Here is a 17,875-nt window from a genome sequence, read left to right as displayed (position 1 = left end):
CCCTTCATAAGGCGGCGATCGCTTCGGCGAGCCGATCGACGGCCTGCCTGTCCGAATCCCAGCTGGTCACCAGACGGGCCTCACCCACGCCCCAATCATAGAAGTCGAACCCTTGATCGCGCAGGCTCTTCGCTTCCGCGGGACTGACCCGCAGGAACACTTCATTCGCCTCTACCGGCAGCACGAGCCGTTCCCCCGCTGCCGCCGCGAGCCGGGCCGCGGCATCGTTCGCGGCACGGGCGTTGCGCAGCCAGACGTCATTCTCCAGCATCGCCAGCACCTGGGCGGCCATGAACCTGCCCTTGGACAGCAGATGCCCCGCCCGCTTGCGCCGGTAGAGGGTCTCCTGGCGGTGGCGCTCCCCGAAAAAGATCAGCACTTCCGCCGACATCCCGCCATTCTTGGCGAAGCCGAAACTCAGCGCGTCCACGCCGGCCTTCCAGGTGATGTCGGCCACCGGGCAGCCGAGACGCACCACCGCATTGGCGAAGCGAGCACCGTCCATGTGCAGAGCGAGACCGCGTTCGCGCGCCAGTGCGCCGAGGGCCGCGACTTCGTCCGGCGTGTAGACGAGGCCATATTCGGTGGCATTGGTGATCGAGATGGCGGCCGGCTGCGCCTGATGGACGTCGTTGCGGATGGTGTCGAGCAGCCCGCGAACCGTGCCCGGAGTCAGCTTCGCACCGGTGCCCTCGCCGAGCAGCAGCTTCGCGCCGTGGGTGTAGAATTCGGGTGCGCCGCATTCGTCATTCTGGATGTGGGCGTCGCGATGACAGACGACGCTGCCCCACGGCGGACACAAAGCGGCCAGTGCGAGTGCGTTGGCAGCGGTTCCCGTCGCCACCCACAAGGCAGAGACCTGGGTCTCGAACAGATCGGAGAAGACCGTGTCGAGGCGCTGGCTCCAGCGATCGCCGTCATACGCCGTGTCGAGACTGTTGGCGGCGGCCAGAGCCGCCATCACTTCGGGGCAGACGGCGGCGGCGTTGTCGGAAAAGAATCGCATGAGCGGCGCATAGAGGCTCGGAGCCGGAGGGGAAAGCGAGCTCCCGTCCGGTGCCGGCACGGGCAATTTTCTACGCCGCGTTTACCATGGGTTAGTGGCAAGCGCGTAACGCTGCCATCCAGGACTCTTCGAGGAAGTGGTTGGATGGGCGTACAGAATTTCGTGGACGGTTCCGCTGCCGGCAAGCGCACGGCGAAGCGGGCGCGCGTCTTGCTGGCCGCCAAGCTTCAGATCGGCGCCATCGAGATCGACGTGCGTCTGCGCGATCTTTCCCGCAAGGGCGCGCTGATCGAAGCGCAGCGCGTCCCGGCCCAAGGCGTGGAAGTGACCTTCATCCGCGGTTCGCTCTGCGTGCCGGCACGGGTGGCATGGAGCGGCGAAGGCCGCGCCGGCCTCGAATTCGGTTATCTGGTCGACGAGAGCGAAGTCCTGGTCCAGCTCAAGCGCACCACCACCGATCAGAATCAGCCGCGCTTCCGCCGCCCGGCGCTGGGCGAGGACATGAGCGCCCAGGACAGGAAGCTCGCGCAGATGTGGGGCATTTCGGTAGGCATCTCGATTCCCGGGGAATGATCTATGGGTCTGATCGGCGAGCTTTCGACGCAACCCTATGGCGAGATCCGAAAGGCGGATCGCACCGAGGTGGTGCTGGGTGCCGGTTTGCGCCAGCGCGGAGCGACCGCGATCACCATCCAGATCCTTGACCTCTCGACCCACGGCTTCCGCGCCGCCACCCATCTCGAACTCGCCGAGGGTACCGACGTGTGGCTGAAGCTGCCGGGGCTCGAAACCTGGCACAGCCGGGTCGTCTGGATGCGGGGCCATCTGCTCGGGTGCGAGTTCGTGCGGCCGTTGCATCCGGCCGTGCTCAACATGGTGGTGGGCAAGGCCGGACGCTGATCGCCGCGGCTGCCGCGCAGCTTTTTGCGCCCGCGGCCTACCGCTCGGGGCGCGGCAACGGCTGACTCTCTTCGAGGCGCTCGGCGCGACCATCATATTTCCGCGCCATCTCCCGCAACAATTCCGCCACGCCCGGCGTGGTCGACGCCGCGGCTTGCCGTCGGCACATGGTTGCGAGATTCCGGAAGGACTCGGCCGAATTATCGTGGGTCATTCGAAACGGAGCCTCGATCTGGCCGTGAGCACGGAACGTCTCGATACGCCCGTAACCTTGATCCAGATCAAAGCGCAAGGCTAACCATGGCTTGCCGACCTTTTCAGGCCGCGTGGAGGTATGCCGCATCGAAATCCGCGATGGCCCGCATGCGCGGCCAGTCCGCAATCCGGATATGCCTGCGGTCGCGGGCGATCGCCCCCTGCGACTCGAGCGCGCGGAGCATGCGGTTGACGTGCACGCTCGTCAGCCCCGTCGCGTCCGCAATCTGTTCCTGCGTCATCGGAAGCTCGAACGCGGAAGGCGAGCCGAAGCCCGCAGCCTCGCACCGTGCGGCGAACTCACACAGCATATGGGCAACGCGGGTCTTGGCATCGCGGCGACCGACGTTCAGGACCCATTCCCGAAAGATCGAGGCATCGATCAGGGTATCACGCCACAAAGCATCGTTGATCGCCCGGCTCCGCGCCGCAAGTTCCCTGATCGCCCCTTTGGGGATCCACCCGACCACGGCTTCGGTGATCGTCTGGACATTATGATCGGCCAGCGCGAGCAGCAGATGCTGAAGATCCAGCATGTCTCCGGGAAGATGGAAGGACACGATCTGCCGAGCCCCGTTGGCAGCGAGCTTGTGCCTGCAGGCAAAGCCGGACAGCAGCACGCAGCATTCCGTAGCAGGTCTTCCGTCGCGAACCAGATAGTGCCCCGCTTGGACGGTTTTTACCGAGCACGGCAAGGCAAGGACATATTGTACGTCTTCATCCGATACGGTTCCCAGGCGCTGAAGCTTACGGGCAAGGGGATTCAATCCCTCCAATTCTACAACACCCATAAGCCCCTCAGACGCATGCCAGTGGTCGACGCTAACATCGCGGCGCAGCAGGCTCACTGATCTGGATTAAGTCCCCTTTAAGCACAAAGATCGGGTGCGCTGATTGTCGGCTCGGCAGCGACTTCAAGTCGCCACCGAGAGCTGAAGGGTCTTATCGGGGTGTGGCTCAAAGGACAGGCGGCAGCAGCGTTGGTTGCAAATTCCACGTCAAGAGCGTAAACCGGTATCGCTACTAGTCGCAAATTGACGGGTTCTGGCGCTTTGCGGCACCTTTTTCCTTCTCTCGCCTCTCCTAGCATTGGGGCGCCGACGCTCGGTTCTCCTCAAGAAGGAAAAAGTCGATGACCATTGGAACAGTCAAATTCTTCAACACCGAGAAGGGCTATGGCTTCATCCAGCCGGAAGGCGGCGGAAACGATGCGTTCGTGCACATCAGCGCTGTGCAGGCGGCCGGCATGACCACGCTCGACCGTGATCAGCGTGTTTCCTACGAGCTCGAGACGGATCGCCGCGGCAAGACCAGCGCCGTGAACATTCAGGCGGCCTGAGCCTGCGGGGGTTTGGCGGGAGCGGCGGCCCGGCCGCAGCTTCCGTCCCTGAAAGCCGGGGGGCCTAAGGAACGAACCTGATATGTCCTCCAACCACGATTTCTACAGCGCGCGTGCCGCCGAGGCGCGCGCCGATGCGAATTCCGCCAAGCTCGATAATGTTCGGGATCGCTGCCTCCGTTCGGCCGAGGCGTGGGACGCGATGGCCGCACGCGCGCACCGCAGCGAAGTCTTTCGCGCCAAGCAGGAAGAAGAGAAAGCGGCCCTGCGCCTCGACGCGTGACCGTCGGCGGGGTCGTTCGATGCGGTCGCCGGCATCCGAGTTTCTGCAACGCGTTCAGCGTGTTCTTCGCGGCGGCATGCGCCGGGCGGAACGCGCTTTTCTCCGTGGCTGCGCCTTATTTGGCGACCGCATGGGATATGTGGAACGATCGTGAACCGCACGCTTTAAGGCCGCAGCTCAGACCTTAGGGCGCCAGCATGATCGAAGCCGAATATTATCGCGAGCAAGCGGATCAATGCCGGAGGGACGCTGCCGAAAGCCGCAACCCGCAAGCACGCCGTCAGCTCGACCAACTCGCACATTATTACGAGCGCCAGGCGCGATGGGCCGTGGGCCCGGAGCCAGCGCACGGCCCGATCCAGCGGGCCTGATCGAACACCGCGCGCCACCCGGCGCGCGGCAATTCCGTCACCGACGGAAAGATCGGCGGGGGCCGCCGGGCCCCTGCCCCGGAGTCCGCTCGCGGAACACGATGCGGCCCTTGCTGAGATCGTAGGGTGTCATCTCGACATGCACGCGGTCCCCGACAACCGACTTGATACGGAAGCGCCGCATCTTGCCGGCGGTGTAGGCGATGATCCGGTGGTTATTGTCGAGGCTCACGCCGAAGCGCCCGTCAGGATAGATTTCGTCGATCAGACCTTCGAGGGTCAGCAGCTCTTCCTTCACCATGCTCAGCAAGCCGCCTGAAGAGTGAGGACGCTGATCGCGCGTCGGGCGGGACTGAACACCTTGTCGGTTTCGTTCATCATCTGGATTTTCCTTCTGTGGCGTGCCGCCACCGGCCCGCTCGGCTAGGAGAGGCGGGAAGAAGGAAAAGGAGCCGCAAAGCGCCAGTGACCGTCCGTTGCGACTGATAGCTGTCGCGAGATGGGTGTTTTGGGCGCCGAATGCAAGCATGACGGGCCGCTTTCCGCATGCCCGGGCAATTCGCCGCGCGGCTGGATGCCGGCCGGCGGCGTCTGCCGCAAACCGGCCCGATAGGTCAGCAAATCCGCATCACGCGAGAGGTTGCTCAGCGGCTGCCCCAGCCCTCGCCTCGAGGCAGATCTTGCGCAGCTGACGCGTGATGGAGTGGCCGGACAGATGGGCTTCGACGTTGGCGAACCCTTCGCCTTTCAGACGTGCCCTGATGCTCTGCACGGAAGTGTGCTCGCCCGTGCGGGCGAGCTCGAACGCTCGTTCGAGGATGGTGACGCTGCTCATGCTGCCGAGATGGGCCCTGTGCCTGCGCAAGCCAAATGAAATTGTCTCACAAGCGCGCTCGAGCGCGACGGAAAGGCGGCGTCTACGACGTGGAGGTCGATCGGACGGAGGACCAAGACGTCTCCGACGGGCGATGGTGCTGCCGGTGAGGATTGAACTCACGACCTCAGCCTTACCAAGGATGCGCTCTACCACTGAGCTACGGCAGCATCATCGCCTGTCGGGAGACGGCGGCCCTATTGGCTGCGGCGGCCGGCGCTGTCAAGGCAGCTTGCGCCAAGTCCTCGCCGCATCGTATTTTTCCGGAATGAGCAAAGCCGATGAAGACCGTGCCCGCCGCCTCGCAGAAGCCCTTCGCCAGAACCTCCGCCGCAGGAAGGCACAAGCGCGCGGAGACGAGCCGCCAGTAACTCCGGAGAGCTCGGACCGACCCGATTAGACGCAGGCGCCGTCTTCCCCCGCGGCTCAGAGCGGCGCGCAGGCCGCCCTTGCCCATTCCAGAACCTCACCGTCGAGCTGCGGCCCGACGATCTCCAGCACGCGCGCGTGATAGCTGTCGACCCAGGCGCGCTCCTCCCGGGTGAGGAGATCGAGGTCGATGAGGGTGCGATCGATCGGTGCCCAGGTGAGGTTTTCGAAGCCGAGCATGGGCTTTTCCGCGCCGTCGATGTCCCGCGGAACGACGAGGACGAGATTTTCGATTCGGATGCCGTAGGCGCCGGTCTTGTAATAGCCTGGTTCGTTCGAGAGGATCATGCCGGCACGCAGCGGCTCATCGCCTCCGGCCTGGCCGCTGCCGACCGGCGCGATTCTTTGCGGCCCTTCGTGAACGGCGAGGTAGGAGCCGACTCCGTGTCCGGTGCCGTGCGCGTAATCGACACCGGCTTGCCAGAGGAACTGGCGGGCCAGCGTATCGAGCTGGCTGCCCCGCGTGCCGTCGGGGAAGAGCGCGGCCGAGATCGCGATATGGCCCTTCAAGACGCGCGTGAACCGGTCGCGCATCTCGGCGCTCGGCGTTCCGATCGCAACGGTTCGGGTGACGTCGGTGGTGCCGTCGGGATATTGGCCGCCGGAATCGACCAGATAGAGCGAGTCCATCTCGATCCGACGGTTCGTGTCCTCGGTCACCCGATAATGGACGATCGCTCCGTTGGGCCCGGCGCCTGAAATGGTATCGAAGCTGGTGTCGCGCAGGTCCCCGCAGGCTTGACGGAAGTCCTGCAGCTTCGCCGCGGCGGAAAGCTCGTCGACCTGACCGCCGGGCGCTTCGATCGACAGCCAGTGCAGGAAGCGGGTGAGCGCCGCGCCGTCTCGCGCCTGGGCGGCGTGGTGGCCTGCGATTTCGACCGGATTCTTGATCGCCTTGGGGAGAACGGCCGGATCGCGCTTGGCGACGGTGCGAGCGCCTGCGGCTTCGAGGGCGCCGAAGATCGCGGCGACGGCACGCTCCGGATCGGCGATCACCGTCTTTCCGGCCATCCCGCGAAGGTGCGGTTCGAACGCATCCCGTTCGTGGATCCGCACCCCGTTGCCGAGATGCTGGCGAACGTCTTCGCCCAGCTTCTCCGACGCGACGAACAGGTCGGCGGTACCGTCGTGATGAACGAGCGCGAAGGACAAAGCGACCGGCGTGTGCTCGACATCCTGACCGCGCACATTGAACGTCCAGGCGATCGAATCGAGTGCCGACAGCACGGCGGCATCGGCCTGCTCCGCCTTCAGCCAGTCCGCCATCTCCTGGCGCTTCGCGGCCGACGATTTGCCGGCCAGCGCATCGCCGTGAACGACCAGCTTGGCGGGCGACGGCGCCGGCTTCCCGGACCACACCCGGTCGATCGGATTGCGCTCGACCGCCACCAGCTCTGCACCCCGGGCGGCGAGCGCCTCGCGGGCACGGGCGACCCAGTCGCGGGTGTGCAGCCACGGATCGTAGCCGATGCGGCCGCCATTCGGCGCGTGGTCCTTGAGCCAGTCGGCGACGCTGGTCTGCGGGACCGACTGGTAGCTCCAATGCTGCCCGTCCACCTGATCGCGAACCTGCAGCGTGTAGCGGCCGTCGGTGAAGATGGCGGCTTCCTGAGGCAGCACCACTGCCGATCCGGCGGAGCCCTGGAAGCCGGTCAGCCAGGCGAGCCGCTGGGCATAGCTGCCGACATATTCGCTCATATGCTCGTCGGTGAGCGGCACCACGAAGCCGTCGAGGCGATCGGCCTTCAGCTGCTCGCGCAAGGCCTGGAGGCGGGCTTCGTACGTCGACATGTGCAATCTTCCCTAGGCTGCTGACCAGGCGCTAAGTAAGCCCTATCGGGAGACAGCGCCAGTCTGGCGCCCATCGGGGGATCGCACCTTGAAGCCGTACATGTTCCTGCCCATCCTCGCCCTTGCCGCGCCGTGCGCGGCCTTCGCGCAGCCTCAGAAAGCCAGCATGACCAAAGCTTCGAACCTTCCAGCACCGCCCAAGGCCCAGCAGCGTCCCCACAGCTACAGCCGCCACGGCTATACGATCGAAGATCCCTATTTCTGGCTGAAGGACCAGGGTTACCCGAAGGTCGATGATGCCGACGTGCTCGCCTATCTCAAGGCGGAGAACGCCTATTTCGAAGCCGCGATGGCGCCGCACGAGCAGCTCGTCACCACCCTGTTCGAGGAAATGAAGGGCCGGGTGAAGGAGGACGAATCGTCCGTGCCTGCGCGGGATGGCGACTATCTCTACTGGTGGGCGTTCAAGCCGGGCGCGCAATATCGCACCTGGTATCGCAAGCCGGTTGCCGGGGGTGCCGAGCAGGTGATCCTGGACGAGGCCGCCGAGGCCGAAGGCAAGGAATATTACCGGCTCGGCGCGCTCGAGGTCAGCCCGGACGGCCGGCTCGGCGCCACCCTGGTCGACGACAATGGCTCGGAGCGCTTCCAGCTCCGCATCCGCGATCTCGCCACCGGCAAGGACATCGAGACGGTGACCGAAGTCGGGATCGGCTCGCCGGTCTGGACCAGCGACAGCAAGGGCGTGGTGTTCACCGAGGTCAACGACAATTGGCGATCCTACCGGGCACGCTACCACCGGCTCGGCACGGCCGTGGCCGAGGACAAGACGCTCTACGAGGAAACCAAGGAGCTCGGCTTCACCGTCAGCCTCTCCCGCGCGCAGGATCGCAGCCTGATCTTCATCTCGACCGGCGACAATGCCACCAACGAGGTGCGTTTCGTTCCGGCCGCCAATCCGCTCGCGCCGCCGACCCTGATCTCGGCGCGCAAGCCCAAGCGGCAATATTCGGTCGACGCCGCGCACGGCAAATTGTGGATCGTGACCAATGACGAGCACGTCAATTTCCGTCTCGCCGAGGCCGAGCCGGCCAAGCCCGAGGCATGGAAAACGGTGATCCCGGGCTCCGACCGGGTCTATCTGCGCGGCGCCACCGCCTATCGCGACCACCTCGCCATCTCCGAGCGGGTCGACGGCCTCGATCAGCTGGTGCTTCGCAGCTATGCCGGCAAGGAGGAGCGCATCCCGTTCAAGGAAGCGAGCTACAGCGCGTCTTTCGCCGGCAATGCCGAATTCGCTCCCGCCGCCTATCGCCTCAGCTATTCGTCGATGGTCACGCCGCAGACCGTCTACGATTATCACCCGTCCGACGACCGGCTCGAGACCCTCAAGGTCCAGGAAATCCCGTCCGGCTACGATGCCAGCCAATATGCGACCGAGCGGCTGATGCTGCCGACCCGCGACGGCAAGCAAGTGCCGGTCTCGATCGTCTACAGGAAGGGCTTCGAGAAGAACGGCAAGGGCAAGCTGTTCCTCTATGCCTACGGCGCCTATGGTTATGCGATCCCGCCGAGCTTCTCGACCTCGCGGGTCAGCCTGCTCGACCGCGGCTACGCTTATGCGATCGCCCACATTCGCGGCGGCGACGATCTCGGCTACGGCTGGTTCCTGGACGGCAAGCTCGACAAGCGCACCAACACGTTCAACGACTTCGTCGACGCGGCCAAGGGCCTGATCGCCAAGGGCTACACCGCGCCGGGCAAGATCGGAATTCAAGGCGGCTCGGCCGGAGGCGAGTTGATGGGCGCGGTCGCGAACATGAACCCGGAATTGTGGGGCGCTGTCGTCGCCGACGTGCCGTTCGTGGACGTGCTCAACACCATGCAGGACGAGAGCCTGCCGCTCACCCCGGGCGAATGGCCGGAATGGGGCAATCCGATCACCGACAAGGCGGCGTTCGAATATATTCGCTCCTACAGCCCCTACGATCAGGTCAAGCGACAGGCCTACCCGCCGATGCTGATCACCGGCGGCCTCAACGATCCACGCGTCACCTATTGGGAGCCGGCCAAATGGGCGGCCAAGCTGCGCGACACCAAGACGGACGACAATCTGCTGCTGCTCAAGATCAACATGGGCGCGGGCCACGGCGGCAAATCGGGCCGCTGGGACCGTCTGCAGGAAGTGGCGGAAGCCTATGCCTTCGTTCTGACCCAGATCGGCGACGACACAGCGAAGTAGCCGCACGAAGGCGAACTGCCGGCGCGCCGGCAGTTCGCCGCGACGGCCAAGCAGGCAAGGGCAGGATGACTCCGTTCCATCTCAGCATCACGGCCACCGAGGACGACATTGACGAGCTCGGCCACGTCAACAATGCGGTTTGGGTGCGCTGGATCCAGGACATCGCCACCAGCCACTGGGCAGCGATTGCGCCGGTCGAACATCAGAATGCCTACGTCTGGGTGGTCACCCGGCACGAGATCGACTATCTGCGCGCGGTGCTGCCGGGCGAAACCGTGACCGGGCGCACCTGGATCCCCGACGCACCGCGCGGCGCCCGCTTCGATCGCCATGTCGAATTCACCGGTGCCGACGGCAAGGTGCGGGTGCGGGCGAAGACCACATGGGCGATTCTCGACAAGGAGACGGGGCGACCCTTGCGGGTGCCGCCGGAGGTCGCCGCACCGTTCATGGCGTGACCTCCGGCGCCGCCGGGTTCAGTTCGCGCCTGTCGCTCCGCTCCGGGCCGCCGCCGGCGCGCCATTCTTGTACTTTTCGAACCAGGCGAGGATCGCCGCAGCCTTGGCTGCGCTTTGCGAGGGGCGGCTGGCGATGGTGCCGTGGCCGGCGCCGGGCACCTTCACCAACGCAGTCGGAACGCCGCGCAGCTGCAGGGCGGTATAATATTCCTCGGACTGGCTGACCGGCGTGCGATAATCCTCGCTGCCGACGACGACCAGGGTCGGGGTCTTGACGTTGCCGACCAGCGACAGCGGCGACCGGTTCCAATAGGCCTGTTGGTCTTCCCACGGATAGGCGCCGAACCAGTAGCGCGCGAAGAAGGCGGGCCCGTCGGCGGTCAGCGCCTGGCTGGTCCAGTCGATTACCGGCTTCTGGGTCGCCGCGGCCTTGAAGCGATCGGTCTTGCCGACGATCCAGCTGGTCAGCACGCCGCCGCCGGAGCCGCCGGTAACGAACAGGCGATCGGGGTCGACAAAGCCGGCCGCGATCGCGGCATCGACCGACGCGATCAGGTCGTCATAGTCGCGGCCGGGATAGGCATGGTGGATGAGGTTGGCGAAGTCCTCGCCATAGGAGGTTGAACCGCGCGGGTTGACCGACAGGACGGCGTACCCCGCGCTCGCATAAAGCTGGTTGTCGGTGGCGAACGACGGACCATAAGCCGAGAATGGGCCGCCGTGGATCTCGAGAATGAGGGGCAAGCGCTGCCCCTCGCGCCAGCTCGGCGGCAAGGTGAGCCAGCTTTCGATCTGACGGTTGTCGAACGAGGTCGCGGTGAGCTTGCGAACCTCGCCGAGGCGCTTGCCGTCGAGCAGCTCGGCGTTGAGCCGGGTGAGCTGGCGTTTCGCGCCGGCGCGATAGAGGGCGACGTCGGAGGGACGGCTGGCGCTGCCGCTGGTCGCGGCGATGGAACCATCCTTCGCGACCGAAAAGCTGCCGCCGGTGTAGGGACGATCCTGGGCGCCGCCGCTCAGTCCTTCGGCGACGGTGCGGATGGTGCCGTCGAGAGCGACTCGTGCGACCTTGCGCTCGCCATGATCGTCATAGGCGATGAAGATCGAACGACCGTCGGATGCCCAGATCGGCGATTCCGCCGAGCGGTCGAGGCGCTCCGTCAGCGCCCGGCGGCCGCTGCCGTCGCGATTCATCACGTAGAGGACGTCGTTCTGGTAGCCGAGCCGCTTGTCGTCGAAGCCGGTGAACGCGATCAGCCGCCCGTCGGGGGAGATTGCGGGCTGGTTGTCCGGTCCGAAGCGATCGGTGAGCGCCGTGATCCCGCCGCCGACGACGTCGAGCGCGTAGACTTCCGTGTCGAGCGGCTCCTTCGCCCAATCGGGCGAACGGTTGCTGCTGAACAGGATCGCGCGCCCGTCCGGAGTCCAGGACAACGGGCCGTTGTCGTGGACAGAGCCGAAGGTCAGCTGGCGTGGCGCGCCGCCGTCGCCGGAAACCAGGAAGATGTGGCTGAAGCCAGGCTTCAGATAGCCTTCCTCATCGGTCCGATAGGTGACGTCGGAGTGGATTTCGAGCGGCTCCGCCCATTTGGCGCCCTCCGGCCTGGGCGGCAGCGAACCGAGCTTCATCCCCTCGCCCGGCACGAACATGGCGTAAGCGATCTGCCGGCCGTCGGGAGACCAGGCGATGCTCGTCGGCGCGTCGGGCAGGTTGGTGATCCGCACCGATTCGCCGCTGGCCATCCAGCGCACGAAGAGCTGCGTCGAACTCCCCTCGCCCGACGATATGTAGGCGAGACGCTTGCCATCGGGAGACCAGCGCGGCTGGCTATGGGAACCCGGGCCGGCGGCAAGCGGCATCTGCTCGCCGGTGCGGGTGTCGACCAGCCAGATGGACGGGCGCATGCGATCGGTCATGATGTCGCCGGAACGGCGGACATAGGCGATCTTCGATCCGTCGGGGCTGATCTGCGGATCGGTTGCCGCCTCGAGCGAAAACAGATCCCGCGCTTCGAACGTTCGGGACGGTCCTTCCGGCGGCGCCGCGAGCGCCGGCGAGGCGGCCGTGCAGGCCAGAAGCAGGGCGCAGGACAGTCTCAGCATCATATTCCCCTTGGTTTTTCAGGAGGCTTTATGCGTGAGGCTCTCCCTTGCGGAAAGGCGTGAAATCCTCGAGCTGCTCGATCTCCTCCGCAACCGCTTCGCGCTCGGCCTGCAGGAAATCGGCGACCGCCTTGCGGAAGCTCGGATTGGGGATGAAATGCGCCGAAAAGGTCGGCACCGGCCGATAGCCGCGGGCAAGCTTGTGCGAACCCTGAGCACCCGCTTCGACGCGCGTTAGGCCGCGTTCGATCGCAGCGTCGATCGCCTGATAATAGCAGATCTCGAAATGGAGGTGCGGAACCTCGGCAACGGCACCCCAATAGCGGCCGTACAGCGTATCCGCGCCGATCATGTTGAGCGCACCGGCGATCGGCACGCCGTCCCTGAGCGCGAAGATCAAGAGGATTCGATCCGCCATCCGTTGCCCAAGCAGGGAGAAGAATTCGCGGGTCAGATAGGGCCGCCCCCATTTGCGCGCGCCGGTATCCTGGTAGAAGGTCCAGAACGCGTCCCAATGCCGCTCGGTGATCGCGGTGCCGGTGACGTGCTCGACGGTGAGGCCGTCCAGCGCCGCAGAGCGCTCCTTGCGGATCGTCTTGCGCTTGCGCGACGACAGCGCGGCGAGAAATTCGTCGAAGCTGCGATAGCCTTCATTCTGCCAATGGAACTGGCTGTCGGTCCGGATCAGCCAGCCTGCGTCCTCGAACGCCGCGACGTCCGCCGGGGCGAGAAAGGTGGCGTGGGCGGAGGAGAGATCGTTCTGGCGCACCACCGTTTCGACCGCACGGATCAGCAAGGGTGCCAGCGCCGGATCCCGGGTCAGCAGCCGCGGCCCCGGCACCGGCGTGAACGGAACCGCGATCTGCAGCTTGGGATAATAATCGCCGCCGGCCCGCTCCCACGCAGAGGCCCAGGCGTGATCGAAGACATATTCGCCCTGGCTGTGGCTCTTCACATAAGCCGGGGTAACGGCGGCGAGATGCCCGTCGGCATCCTCCACCGCGATCGGCAGCGGCTGCCAGCCCGCCCGCGCCGTGGCGCTGCCCGATTGCTCGAGCGCAGCCAGAAAGGCGTGGGTGACGAAGGGATTGCCGGTGCCGGCGCAGGCATCCCATGCCTCCGCATCGAAGCTCCCGACCCCGGCGCCGATCCGCGCAACGACTTCAGACATGCGATCCTTCGGAAAGCTCGTGAATGATCTGGTCGGCGGCTGCGGCCGCACGGGCGCGCTCCGCAGCGGTTCGCACCGTCCAGGTGAAGACCGGCTTGCCGCGGTTGCGGAAAGCGGCGGCAAAGGGGGAAGGAAGATCGCGCACGTCGTAGGCGAGAAAGTCGGGTCGCGCGCGCAGAAGTGCAAGATGCCGCTCGGCCCCCCCGCGCAAACCCGCCTTGCCCTGCTCGCTGACGACCAGGCCGCGCAGGAGGTGCGGCGCGTTGCGGGCGAGCCAATGCGGCACTTCGGGGTTGAACGACATGATCCCGACCGGGCCCGGGTAAGATCGAACGGCGGTCGCGACCGCAGCCGCCAGCCGGCGCGCGTGCCCATGCCGCGCCTTGACCTCGATCAGCAAGGGCACCCGGCCAGCGATCAGATCGAGGATGCCGGACAGCGGCTCGATCCGGTCCTCGCCGTCCCGAAGCCGGATCTCAGCGAGTGCAGCGGCCGTCAGATTCTTCACCGGGCCGCGCGCGAGGGTCAGGCGTTCGAGTGTCGGATCGTGAAACACCATCGGCACGGCATCCGCGCTCGCCTGAACGTCGAGTTCGATGCCATCACCGGCGGCGATCGCGGCTTCGAAGGCGGCGCGGCCATTCTCGATCCGCCCACCGCCGTGCAGCCCGCGATGGGCGATCGGGCGGGCGGCGAGGAGAAAGGGATCAGGCCGGCCGGACGGCGACGACGGCATCGATCTCGACCGCCGCACCAAGCGGAAGAGCGGGAACTCCGACGGCGCTGCGGGCGTGGCGGCCGGCGTCCCCGAACACCTGCTCCATCAGCTCGGAGGCGCCGTTCGCCACCTTGGGTTGATCGGTGAACGATCCCGCGCTGGTGACGAACACGCCCAGCTTGACGATCCGCTCGACCCGATCGAGGCCGACCGCCTTCTGGATCTGGGCCAGCAGCATCAGGCCGCAGGCACGGGCCGCGCGCACGCCATAGTCGAGATCGCGGTCCTCGCCGAGCCGCCCGGTGAGGAGAGCGCCGTTCTCGAACGAGACCTGCCCGGAGATGTGGAGCAGGTTCCCGACGAGCACGGTCGGCACGTAGGCGGCCACCGGTGCCGCAGCTTCCGGCAGGGTGATGCCGAGCTCGGCCAGGCGGGAGGAAATATCGGTCATGGTTTCAGCCTCAGGCAGTGGCGGGGACGGGTCAAGCGGCGGGCGTATTGCGCGCGATGGCGAAGCCGGCGAAGCTCTGATTGACCGGCATGATCTCGATCCGGTTGAGATTGACGTGGGGCGGCTGGGTCGCAACCCAGAAGATCGTCTCGGCGATGTCTTCGGCCGTGAGCGGATCCATGTCCCGGTAGAGATCGTCCGAGGCTTGCTGATCGCCGCCGGTGCGCACCGTCGTGAATTCCGTCTCGACCATGCCGGGCTCAATCGAGGTCACGCGAACGCCGGTGCCGTGCAGATCGCAGCGCAGGTTGAGCGAGAATTGGGTCACGAACGCCTTGGTGCCGCCGTAGACGTTGCCGAACTTGTAGGGATAGGTTCCCGCGATCGAGCTCAGGTTGATGATCGCGCCCTTGCGCGACACCAGAGTCGGCAGCAGCTTGTGGGTGATCGTGACGAGGCCGAGGATATTGGTATCGATCATCTCGCGCCATTTGTTCAGATCCGCCTCCTGGGCCGGCTCCATGCCGCGGGCCAGCCCGGCATTGTTGAGCAGGATGTCGACGTCGCGAAAGCGCTCCGGGAGCGCCGCGATGGCGCCATCGATGGCAGCCTCGTCGCGCATGTCGAGCCGGATCGCATGAACCTTGTCCGCACCGAGCTCGGCGACCAGGGCGTCGAGCCGCTCCTGACGTCGGCCGGTGGCGATCACCTGATGGCCTGCACCGACGAAGCGGCGGGCCGCGGCCGCGCCGATGCCGGAGGTTGCGCCGGTGATGAGAACGGTGAAGCTCATTCCTGTTCCTCTTTGAGCGATGCGGGGCCTTCCGCGAAGCGCGCAGCGATCCAGCGTGCCGCTTCGCTCCAGTCGTCGATCCGCGCATGGGCATGCGAGGCAGGCGGGACCACGGCGGCGAGCTTGGGCTCGCCGACCATATGCAGGCGCCACACTTCGGGAGCGTGAGTCGCGACCGATTCGTGGTGAACCGCGAGATCGTCGACGAACACCACGGCCGACGGCTGCATCTGCTCGATCAGCTCCTTCACCGGCCGCCCTTTGCCGCCGCGGTTGCAGAGCACCCGATGGCGGATCTCGAATCGCCCGAGCTGTTCGATCCGGCCCGCCTCATGCTCGTCGCCGACGTTGGTGAGGATGACGATATCGGCATGCTCGCCGATCGCCGCCAGCGCCTCGGCGGCGCCGGGCACGATATTCTGGCGCTCCATCTCGGTGCGGAAGAAGCCGTCCAGCAGCGGCCAGATCTGCTCCTCCGGCAGCGCCTCGCCCGACGCGGTGCGAATCGCCTTCTGGAAGCTGTCCGTATAGAGATTGAAGGAGAGATCGTGCGCTTCGCCCAGCCACTCCGCGAAGTGGGAGATCATGTTGAGCAGGACTTCGTCGCAGTCGGTGATCAGCAAGGGACGGCTCACGAAGCGAGCCTCCGCCCGGCTTCGACCAATGCGGCCGGCGAGACGCCGAGCGCCTCGGCGCAGGCGACGAGATCGGGCTCGTGCGATTCGAGAAAGCCGATCACTGCGGCAAGCAGGCTCGGATCATCGATTCGTTCGCGCAGATCCTGCGGGGTGAGGCCAGTCAGCGCCAGCAGCCTCTCGGCACGCGGCTGATCGCTCAGCGCCCAGCCGAGTGCGGCAAGGGCAAGAGCTTCGGGATTGTTTGTGTCGGGAATCGTCATCGCCTAATGAGGGCCGGTGGTACAAAAAATCCTCGTTGTCGAGGACAACGAACTCAACCTGAAACTCTTCTGCGACCTGTTGCGGGCGCACGGCTATGCGGCCGAGCCGGTTCGCGATGGTCGCGAGGCGATCGAGAAGGCGCGCAATTTCGCGCCCGACCTGATCGTCATGGACATTCAGATGCCCCATATCAGCGGCCTTGAACTGATCGAACAGCTCAAGCAGGACGACGAATTGAAGGCGACTCCGATCATGGCAGTGACCGCCTACGCCGCCAAGGGCGACGAAGAGCGGATCCGCGACGCCGGCGCCGAGGGTTATGTTTCGAAGCCGATCTCGGTGATGAAGTTCGTCGCCGCGGTGGCCAGCCTACTGGACGCGGCAGCCGAGCGGAACGGGTCCGGGGAAGAGGGCGAATCGGCGCCGCTCACGCCTGAGGAGGACGTGGCCCCACCGGATCGCGGAAGGATCGCACCGAAATCGGCCAACGACCTTTAGAAGTCGAAGGCGGTCTGGACGGCCTCCGCGGCTTCGTCCAGCTGGCGGCGCAGTCGATCGCGCGCGTCGGCGCCGCCCAGACTTGCCACCACAGCGGCCTGTGCCTGCTGCCACAAGGGATATGATGCGCGAAGGACCCGATCGCCCTCGGCTGTGAGCCGCACGATGCGAACCCGTCTGTCCCCTTCATGGCGGCTGATCGCGACCAGCCCCGCTTTGTCGAGCAGCTTCAGATTGCGCGACAAGGTGGCGGCATCGATCGCCAGGATGTCGGCGATCCGGCCCATCGGCTGCCCGCTCTCGCCCGCAGCGGCGATCGCACTCATCAAGGTGAGCTGAGTCGCTTGAATACCGAGCGGACGCAGCGCCTCGTCATAGGCCCGGGTGATCACCCGGGCTGCGCGGCGTGCCCGGAAGCACAGGCAATCGGTGCGGATGGCATGCGCCACCTCGAGAGCTTTCATCCGATACTTGTATATGCAACTATTCTGCGCGACAAGGTGGTGGAACGTGATTCGTACCGCTGGGCACCTACTTCGCAGGGAGAGCGTGATGGAGAGACGGATTGTCAGCCGCGAACAATGGCTGGCGGAGCGTAAGGCGCACCTCGCCAACGAAAAGGCGCTGACCCGCGCCTACGACCGGCTGATGGAGGAGCGACGCACCCTTCCCTGGGTGCTGGTGGAACAGGATTATGTCTTCGATTCGGAGGCTGGCCCGGTTCGCCTCGCCGATCTGTTTCAGGGGCGCAGCCAATTGGCGGTACAGCATTTCATGCTTCCGCCCGGCGGCGAGATCTGCCCCGGCTGCGCATCGACGGCGGACCTCGCCGATCCGTCGCGGCGCCATTTCGAACATGCCGATCTGAGCTTCGCCGCCGTGTCGCGTGCGCCGATCGCGGAGATCGCCGCCGCCAGGCGCCGGATGGGCTGGACCTTCCAATGGGTGTCGTCCGCCGGATCGCGCTTCAACTACGATTATGGAGTGTCCTGGACACCCGAACAGATCGCCGCCGGCGACGCGCCGTACAATTATGGCTCCGACACGGCCCCGATCGAGGATCTGCACGGCCATAGCGTGTTCGCGCGCGACGAGAGCGGCGCGATCTACCACACCTATTCCACCTATGCCCGCGGCGCGGAGAGCGTCAGCGGCGCTTTCGGCTGGCTCGACATGGCGCCGAAGGGCCGCAACGAGGGCGACCAGATCATGAGCTGGCTGCGCCGCCACGACGAATATGAGGACGGGGCAGCAACCCACGCCTGCTGCGCCGCCGCCCAAGCCGCAGAATAGGAGA

General features: G+C 65.8%; 22 protein-coding genes, 1 tRNA gene and 1 pseudogene. 9 read left to right on the top strand and 15 right to left on the bottom strand.

Annotation, left to right across the window (positions count from 1 at the left end):
• Positions 1-4 precede the first annotated feature (4 nt).
• Positions 5-1,006 carry a low specificity L-threonine aldolase gene (locus ETR14_RS12305; protein ID WP_129384885.1) on the bottom strand — a complete coding sequence of 334 codons (1,002 nt, stop codon included), beginning with the start codon at positions 1,004-1,006 and terminating at the stop codon, positions 5-7.
• Positions 1,007-1,150: 144 nt separating this feature from the next.
• Here ETR14_RS12305 and ETR14_RS12300 point away from each other — a divergent pair, with 144 nt between their 5' ends.
• Positions 1,151-1,579: a PilZ domain-containing protein gene (locus tag ETR14_RS12300; RefSeq protein ID WP_129384883.1), complete on the top strand. Its 429-nt coding sequence runs from the start codon at positions 1,151-1,153 to the stop codon at positions 1,577-1,579.
• Between the two features lie 3 nt (positions 1,580-1,582).
• On the top strand, positions 1,583-1,906 hold the full coding sequence (locus ETR14_RS12295; protein ID WP_129384881.1) for a PilZ domain-containing protein: 324 nt from the start codon (positions 1,583-1,585) through the stop codon (positions 1,904-1,906).
• A gap of 37 nt (positions 1,907-1,943) precedes the next feature.
• Here ETR14_RS12295 and ETR14_RS12290 read toward each other — a convergent pair whose 3' ends face one another.
• Together ETR14_RS12290 and ETR14_RS12285 are read right to left on the bottom strand one after the other, a co-directional pair.
• Entirely contained in the window at positions 1,944-2,249 is a 306-nt protein-coding gene (locus ETR14_RS12290) for a hypothetical protein (RefSeq protein WP_129384879.1), read from the bottom strand.
• Entirely contained in the window at positions 2,224-3,009 is a 786-nt protein-coding gene (locus ETR14_RS12285; RefSeq protein ID WP_243455884.1) for a Crp/Fnr family transcriptional regulator, read from the bottom strand. Before ETR14_RS12285 ends, ETR14_RS12290 begins: the two co-directional genes overlap by 26 nt.
• A 284-nt stretch (positions 3,010-3,293) precedes the next feature.
• On the opposite strand from ETR14_RS12285, the gene ETR14_RS12280 reads away from it, so the two are divergent.
• The 3 genes from ETR14_RS12280 (at position 3,294) to ETR14_RS28340 (ending at position 4,154) form a co-directional block, all read left to right on the top strand.
• Positions 3,294-3,500, top strand: coding sequence for a cold-shock protein (locus tag ETR14_RS12280; RefSeq protein WP_129384878.1), 207 nt, complete (start codon positions 3,294-3,296; stop codon positions 3,498-3,500).
• 82 nt (positions 3,501-3,582) lie between these two features.
• Positions 3,583-3,783: a hypothetical protein gene (locus ETR14_RS12275; RefSeq protein ID WP_129384876.1), complete on the top strand. Its 201-nt coding sequence runs from the start codon at positions 3,583-3,585 to the stop codon at positions 3,781-3,783.
• 197 nt (positions 3,784-3,980) lie between these two features.
• Positions 3,981-4,154, top strand: coding sequence for a hypothetical protein (locus ETR14_RS28340; RefSeq protein ID WP_165356419.1), 174 nt, complete (start codon positions 3,981-3,983; stop codon positions 4,152-4,154).
• Between the two features lie 37 nt (positions 4,155-4,191).
• Here the strand turns inward: ETR14_RS28340 and infA are convergent, their stop codons facing one another.
• The 4 genes from infA to ETR14_RS12255 form a co-directional block, all read right to left on the bottom strand.
• Positions 4,192-4,455 carry a translation initiation factor IF-1 gene (infA, locus tag ETR14_RS12270; RefSeq protein ID WP_129391783.1) on the bottom strand — a complete coding sequence of 88 codons (264 nt, stop codon included), beginning with the start codon at positions 4,453-4,455 and terminating at the stop codon, positions 4,192-4,194.
• Between the two features lie 327 nt (positions 4,456-4,782).
• The gene (locus ETR14_RS12265; protein WP_129384874.1) at positions 4,783-4,989 is read right to left on the bottom strand and encodes a hypothetical protein; all 207 of its coding nucleotides are present in this window, start codon (positions 4,987-4,989) and stop codon (positions 4,783-4,785) included.
• 134 nt (positions 4,990-5,123) lie between these two features.
• Positions 5,124-5,198 (bottom strand) — tRNA-Thr (locus ETR14_RS12260).
• Between the two features lie 256 nt (positions 5,199-5,454).
• Positions 5,455-7,248: an aminopeptidase P family protein gene (locus ETR14_RS12255; RefSeq protein WP_129384872.1), complete on the bottom strand. Its 1,794-nt coding sequence runs from the start codon at positions 7,246-7,248 to the stop codon at positions 5,455-5,457.
• 166 nt (positions 7,249-7,414) lie between these two features.
• Here ETR14_RS12255 and ETR14_RS12250 point away from each other — a divergent pair, with 166 nt between their 5' ends.
• Positions 7,415-9,490 (top strand): S9 family peptidase, encoded by a 2,076-nt coding sequence (locus ETR14_RS12250; RefSeq protein WP_129391780.1) that lies wholly within the window; start codon positions 7,415-7,417, stop codon positions 9,488-9,490.
• 65 nt (positions 9,491-9,555) lie between these two features.
• Positions 9,556-9,948 carry a thioesterase family protein gene (locus ETR14_RS12245; protein WP_129384870.1) on the top strand — a complete coding sequence of 131 codons (393 nt, stop codon included), beginning with the start codon at positions 9,556-9,558 and terminating at the stop codon, positions 9,946-9,948.
• Positions 9,949-9,966: 18 nt separating this feature from the next.
• Here the strand turns inward: ETR14_RS12245 and ETR14_RS12240 are convergent, their stop codons facing one another.
• Genes ETR14_RS12240 through ETR14_RS12210 form a run of 7 tightly spaced genes read right to left on the bottom strand, consistent with a single transcriptional unit; the run spans position 9,967 to position 16,079 of the window.
• Complete coding sequence (locus ETR14_RS12240; RefSeq protein WP_206186031.1) at positions 9,967-12,051, bottom strand: S9 family peptidase; 2,085 nt, start codon at positions 12,049-12,051, stop codon at positions 9,967-9,969.
• Between the two features lie 25 nt (positions 12,052-12,076).
• On the bottom strand, positions 12,077-13,219 hold the full coding sequence (locus tag ETR14_RS12235; RefSeq protein ID WP_129384869.1) for a GNAT family N-acetyltransferase: 1,143 nt from the start codon (positions 13,217-13,219) through the stop codon (positions 12,077-12,079).
• Positions 13,212-13,955, bottom strand: a complete 744-nt coding sequence (locus ETR14_RS12230; protein ID WP_129384867.1) for a glycerophosphodiester phosphodiesterase family protein — start codon at positions 13,953-13,955, stop codon at positions 13,212-13,214. The genes ETR14_RS12235 and ETR14_RS12230 overlap by 8 nt, the downstream gene beginning before the upstream one ends.
• The gene (locus tag ETR14_RS12225; protein WP_129384865.1) at positions 13,927-14,388 is read right to left on the bottom strand and encodes a RidA family protein; all 462 of its coding nucleotides are present in this window, start codon (positions 14,386-14,388) and stop codon (positions 13,927-13,929) included. Before ETR14_RS12225 ends, ETR14_RS12230 begins: the two co-directional genes overlap by 29 nt.
• A 31-nt stretch (positions 14,389-14,419) precedes the next feature.
• Positions 14,420-15,181 (bottom strand): SDR family NAD(P)-dependent oxidoreductase, encoded by a 762-nt coding sequence (locus ETR14_RS12220; RefSeq protein ID WP_129384863.1) that lies wholly within the window; start codon positions 15,179-15,181, stop codon positions 14,420-14,422.
• On the bottom strand, positions 15,178-15,816 hold the full coding sequence (locus ETR14_RS12215) for an HAD family hydrolase (RefSeq protein ID WP_206186030.1): 639 nt from the start codon (positions 15,814-15,816) through the stop codon (positions 15,178-15,180). The genes ETR14_RS12220 and ETR14_RS12215 overlap by 4 nt, the downstream gene beginning before the upstream one ends.
• Positions 15,813-16,079, bottom strand: a complete 267-nt coding sequence (locus tag ETR14_RS12210) for a DUF3572 family protein (protein WP_129384861.1) — start codon at positions 16,077-16,079, stop codon at positions 15,813-15,815. The genes ETR14_RS12215 and ETR14_RS12210 overlap by 4 nt, the downstream gene beginning before the upstream one ends.
• Before the next feature lie 16 nt (positions 16,080-16,095).
• Here ETR14_RS12210 and ETR14_RS12205 point away from each other — a divergent pair.
• Positions 16,096-16,455 (top strand): annotated as a pseudogene (locus ETR14_RS12205) (response regulator); the annotation flags it as partial.
• A gap of 119 nt (positions 16,456-16,574) precedes the next feature.
• Here ETR14_RS12205 and ETR14_RS12200 read toward each other — a convergent pair.
• Entirely contained in the window at positions 16,575-17,042 is a 468-nt protein-coding gene (locus ETR14_RS12200; RefSeq protein WP_129384857.1) for a MarR family winged helix-turn-helix transcriptional regulator, read from the bottom strand.
• An 88-nt stretch (positions 17,043-17,130) separates the two neighbouring features.
• Here ETR14_RS12200 and ETR14_RS12195 point away from each other — a divergent pair, with 88 nt between their 5' ends.
• The gene (locus ETR14_RS12195; RefSeq protein WP_129384855.1) at positions 17,131-17,871 is read left to right on the top strand and encodes a thioredoxin family protein; all 741 of its coding nucleotides are present in this window, start codon (positions 17,131-17,133) and stop codon (positions 17,869-17,871) included.
• Positions 17,872-17,875 lie beyond the last annotated feature (4 nt).

This window comes from Sphingosinicella sp. BN140058 (genome assembly GCF_004135585.1).
In the GTDB taxonomy this organism is placed as follows: domain Bacteria; phylum Pseudomonadota; class Alphaproteobacteria; order Sphingomonadales; family Sphingomonadaceae; genus Allosphingosinicella.
This window is presented reverse-complemented; position numbering and strand designations above follow the sequence as displayed.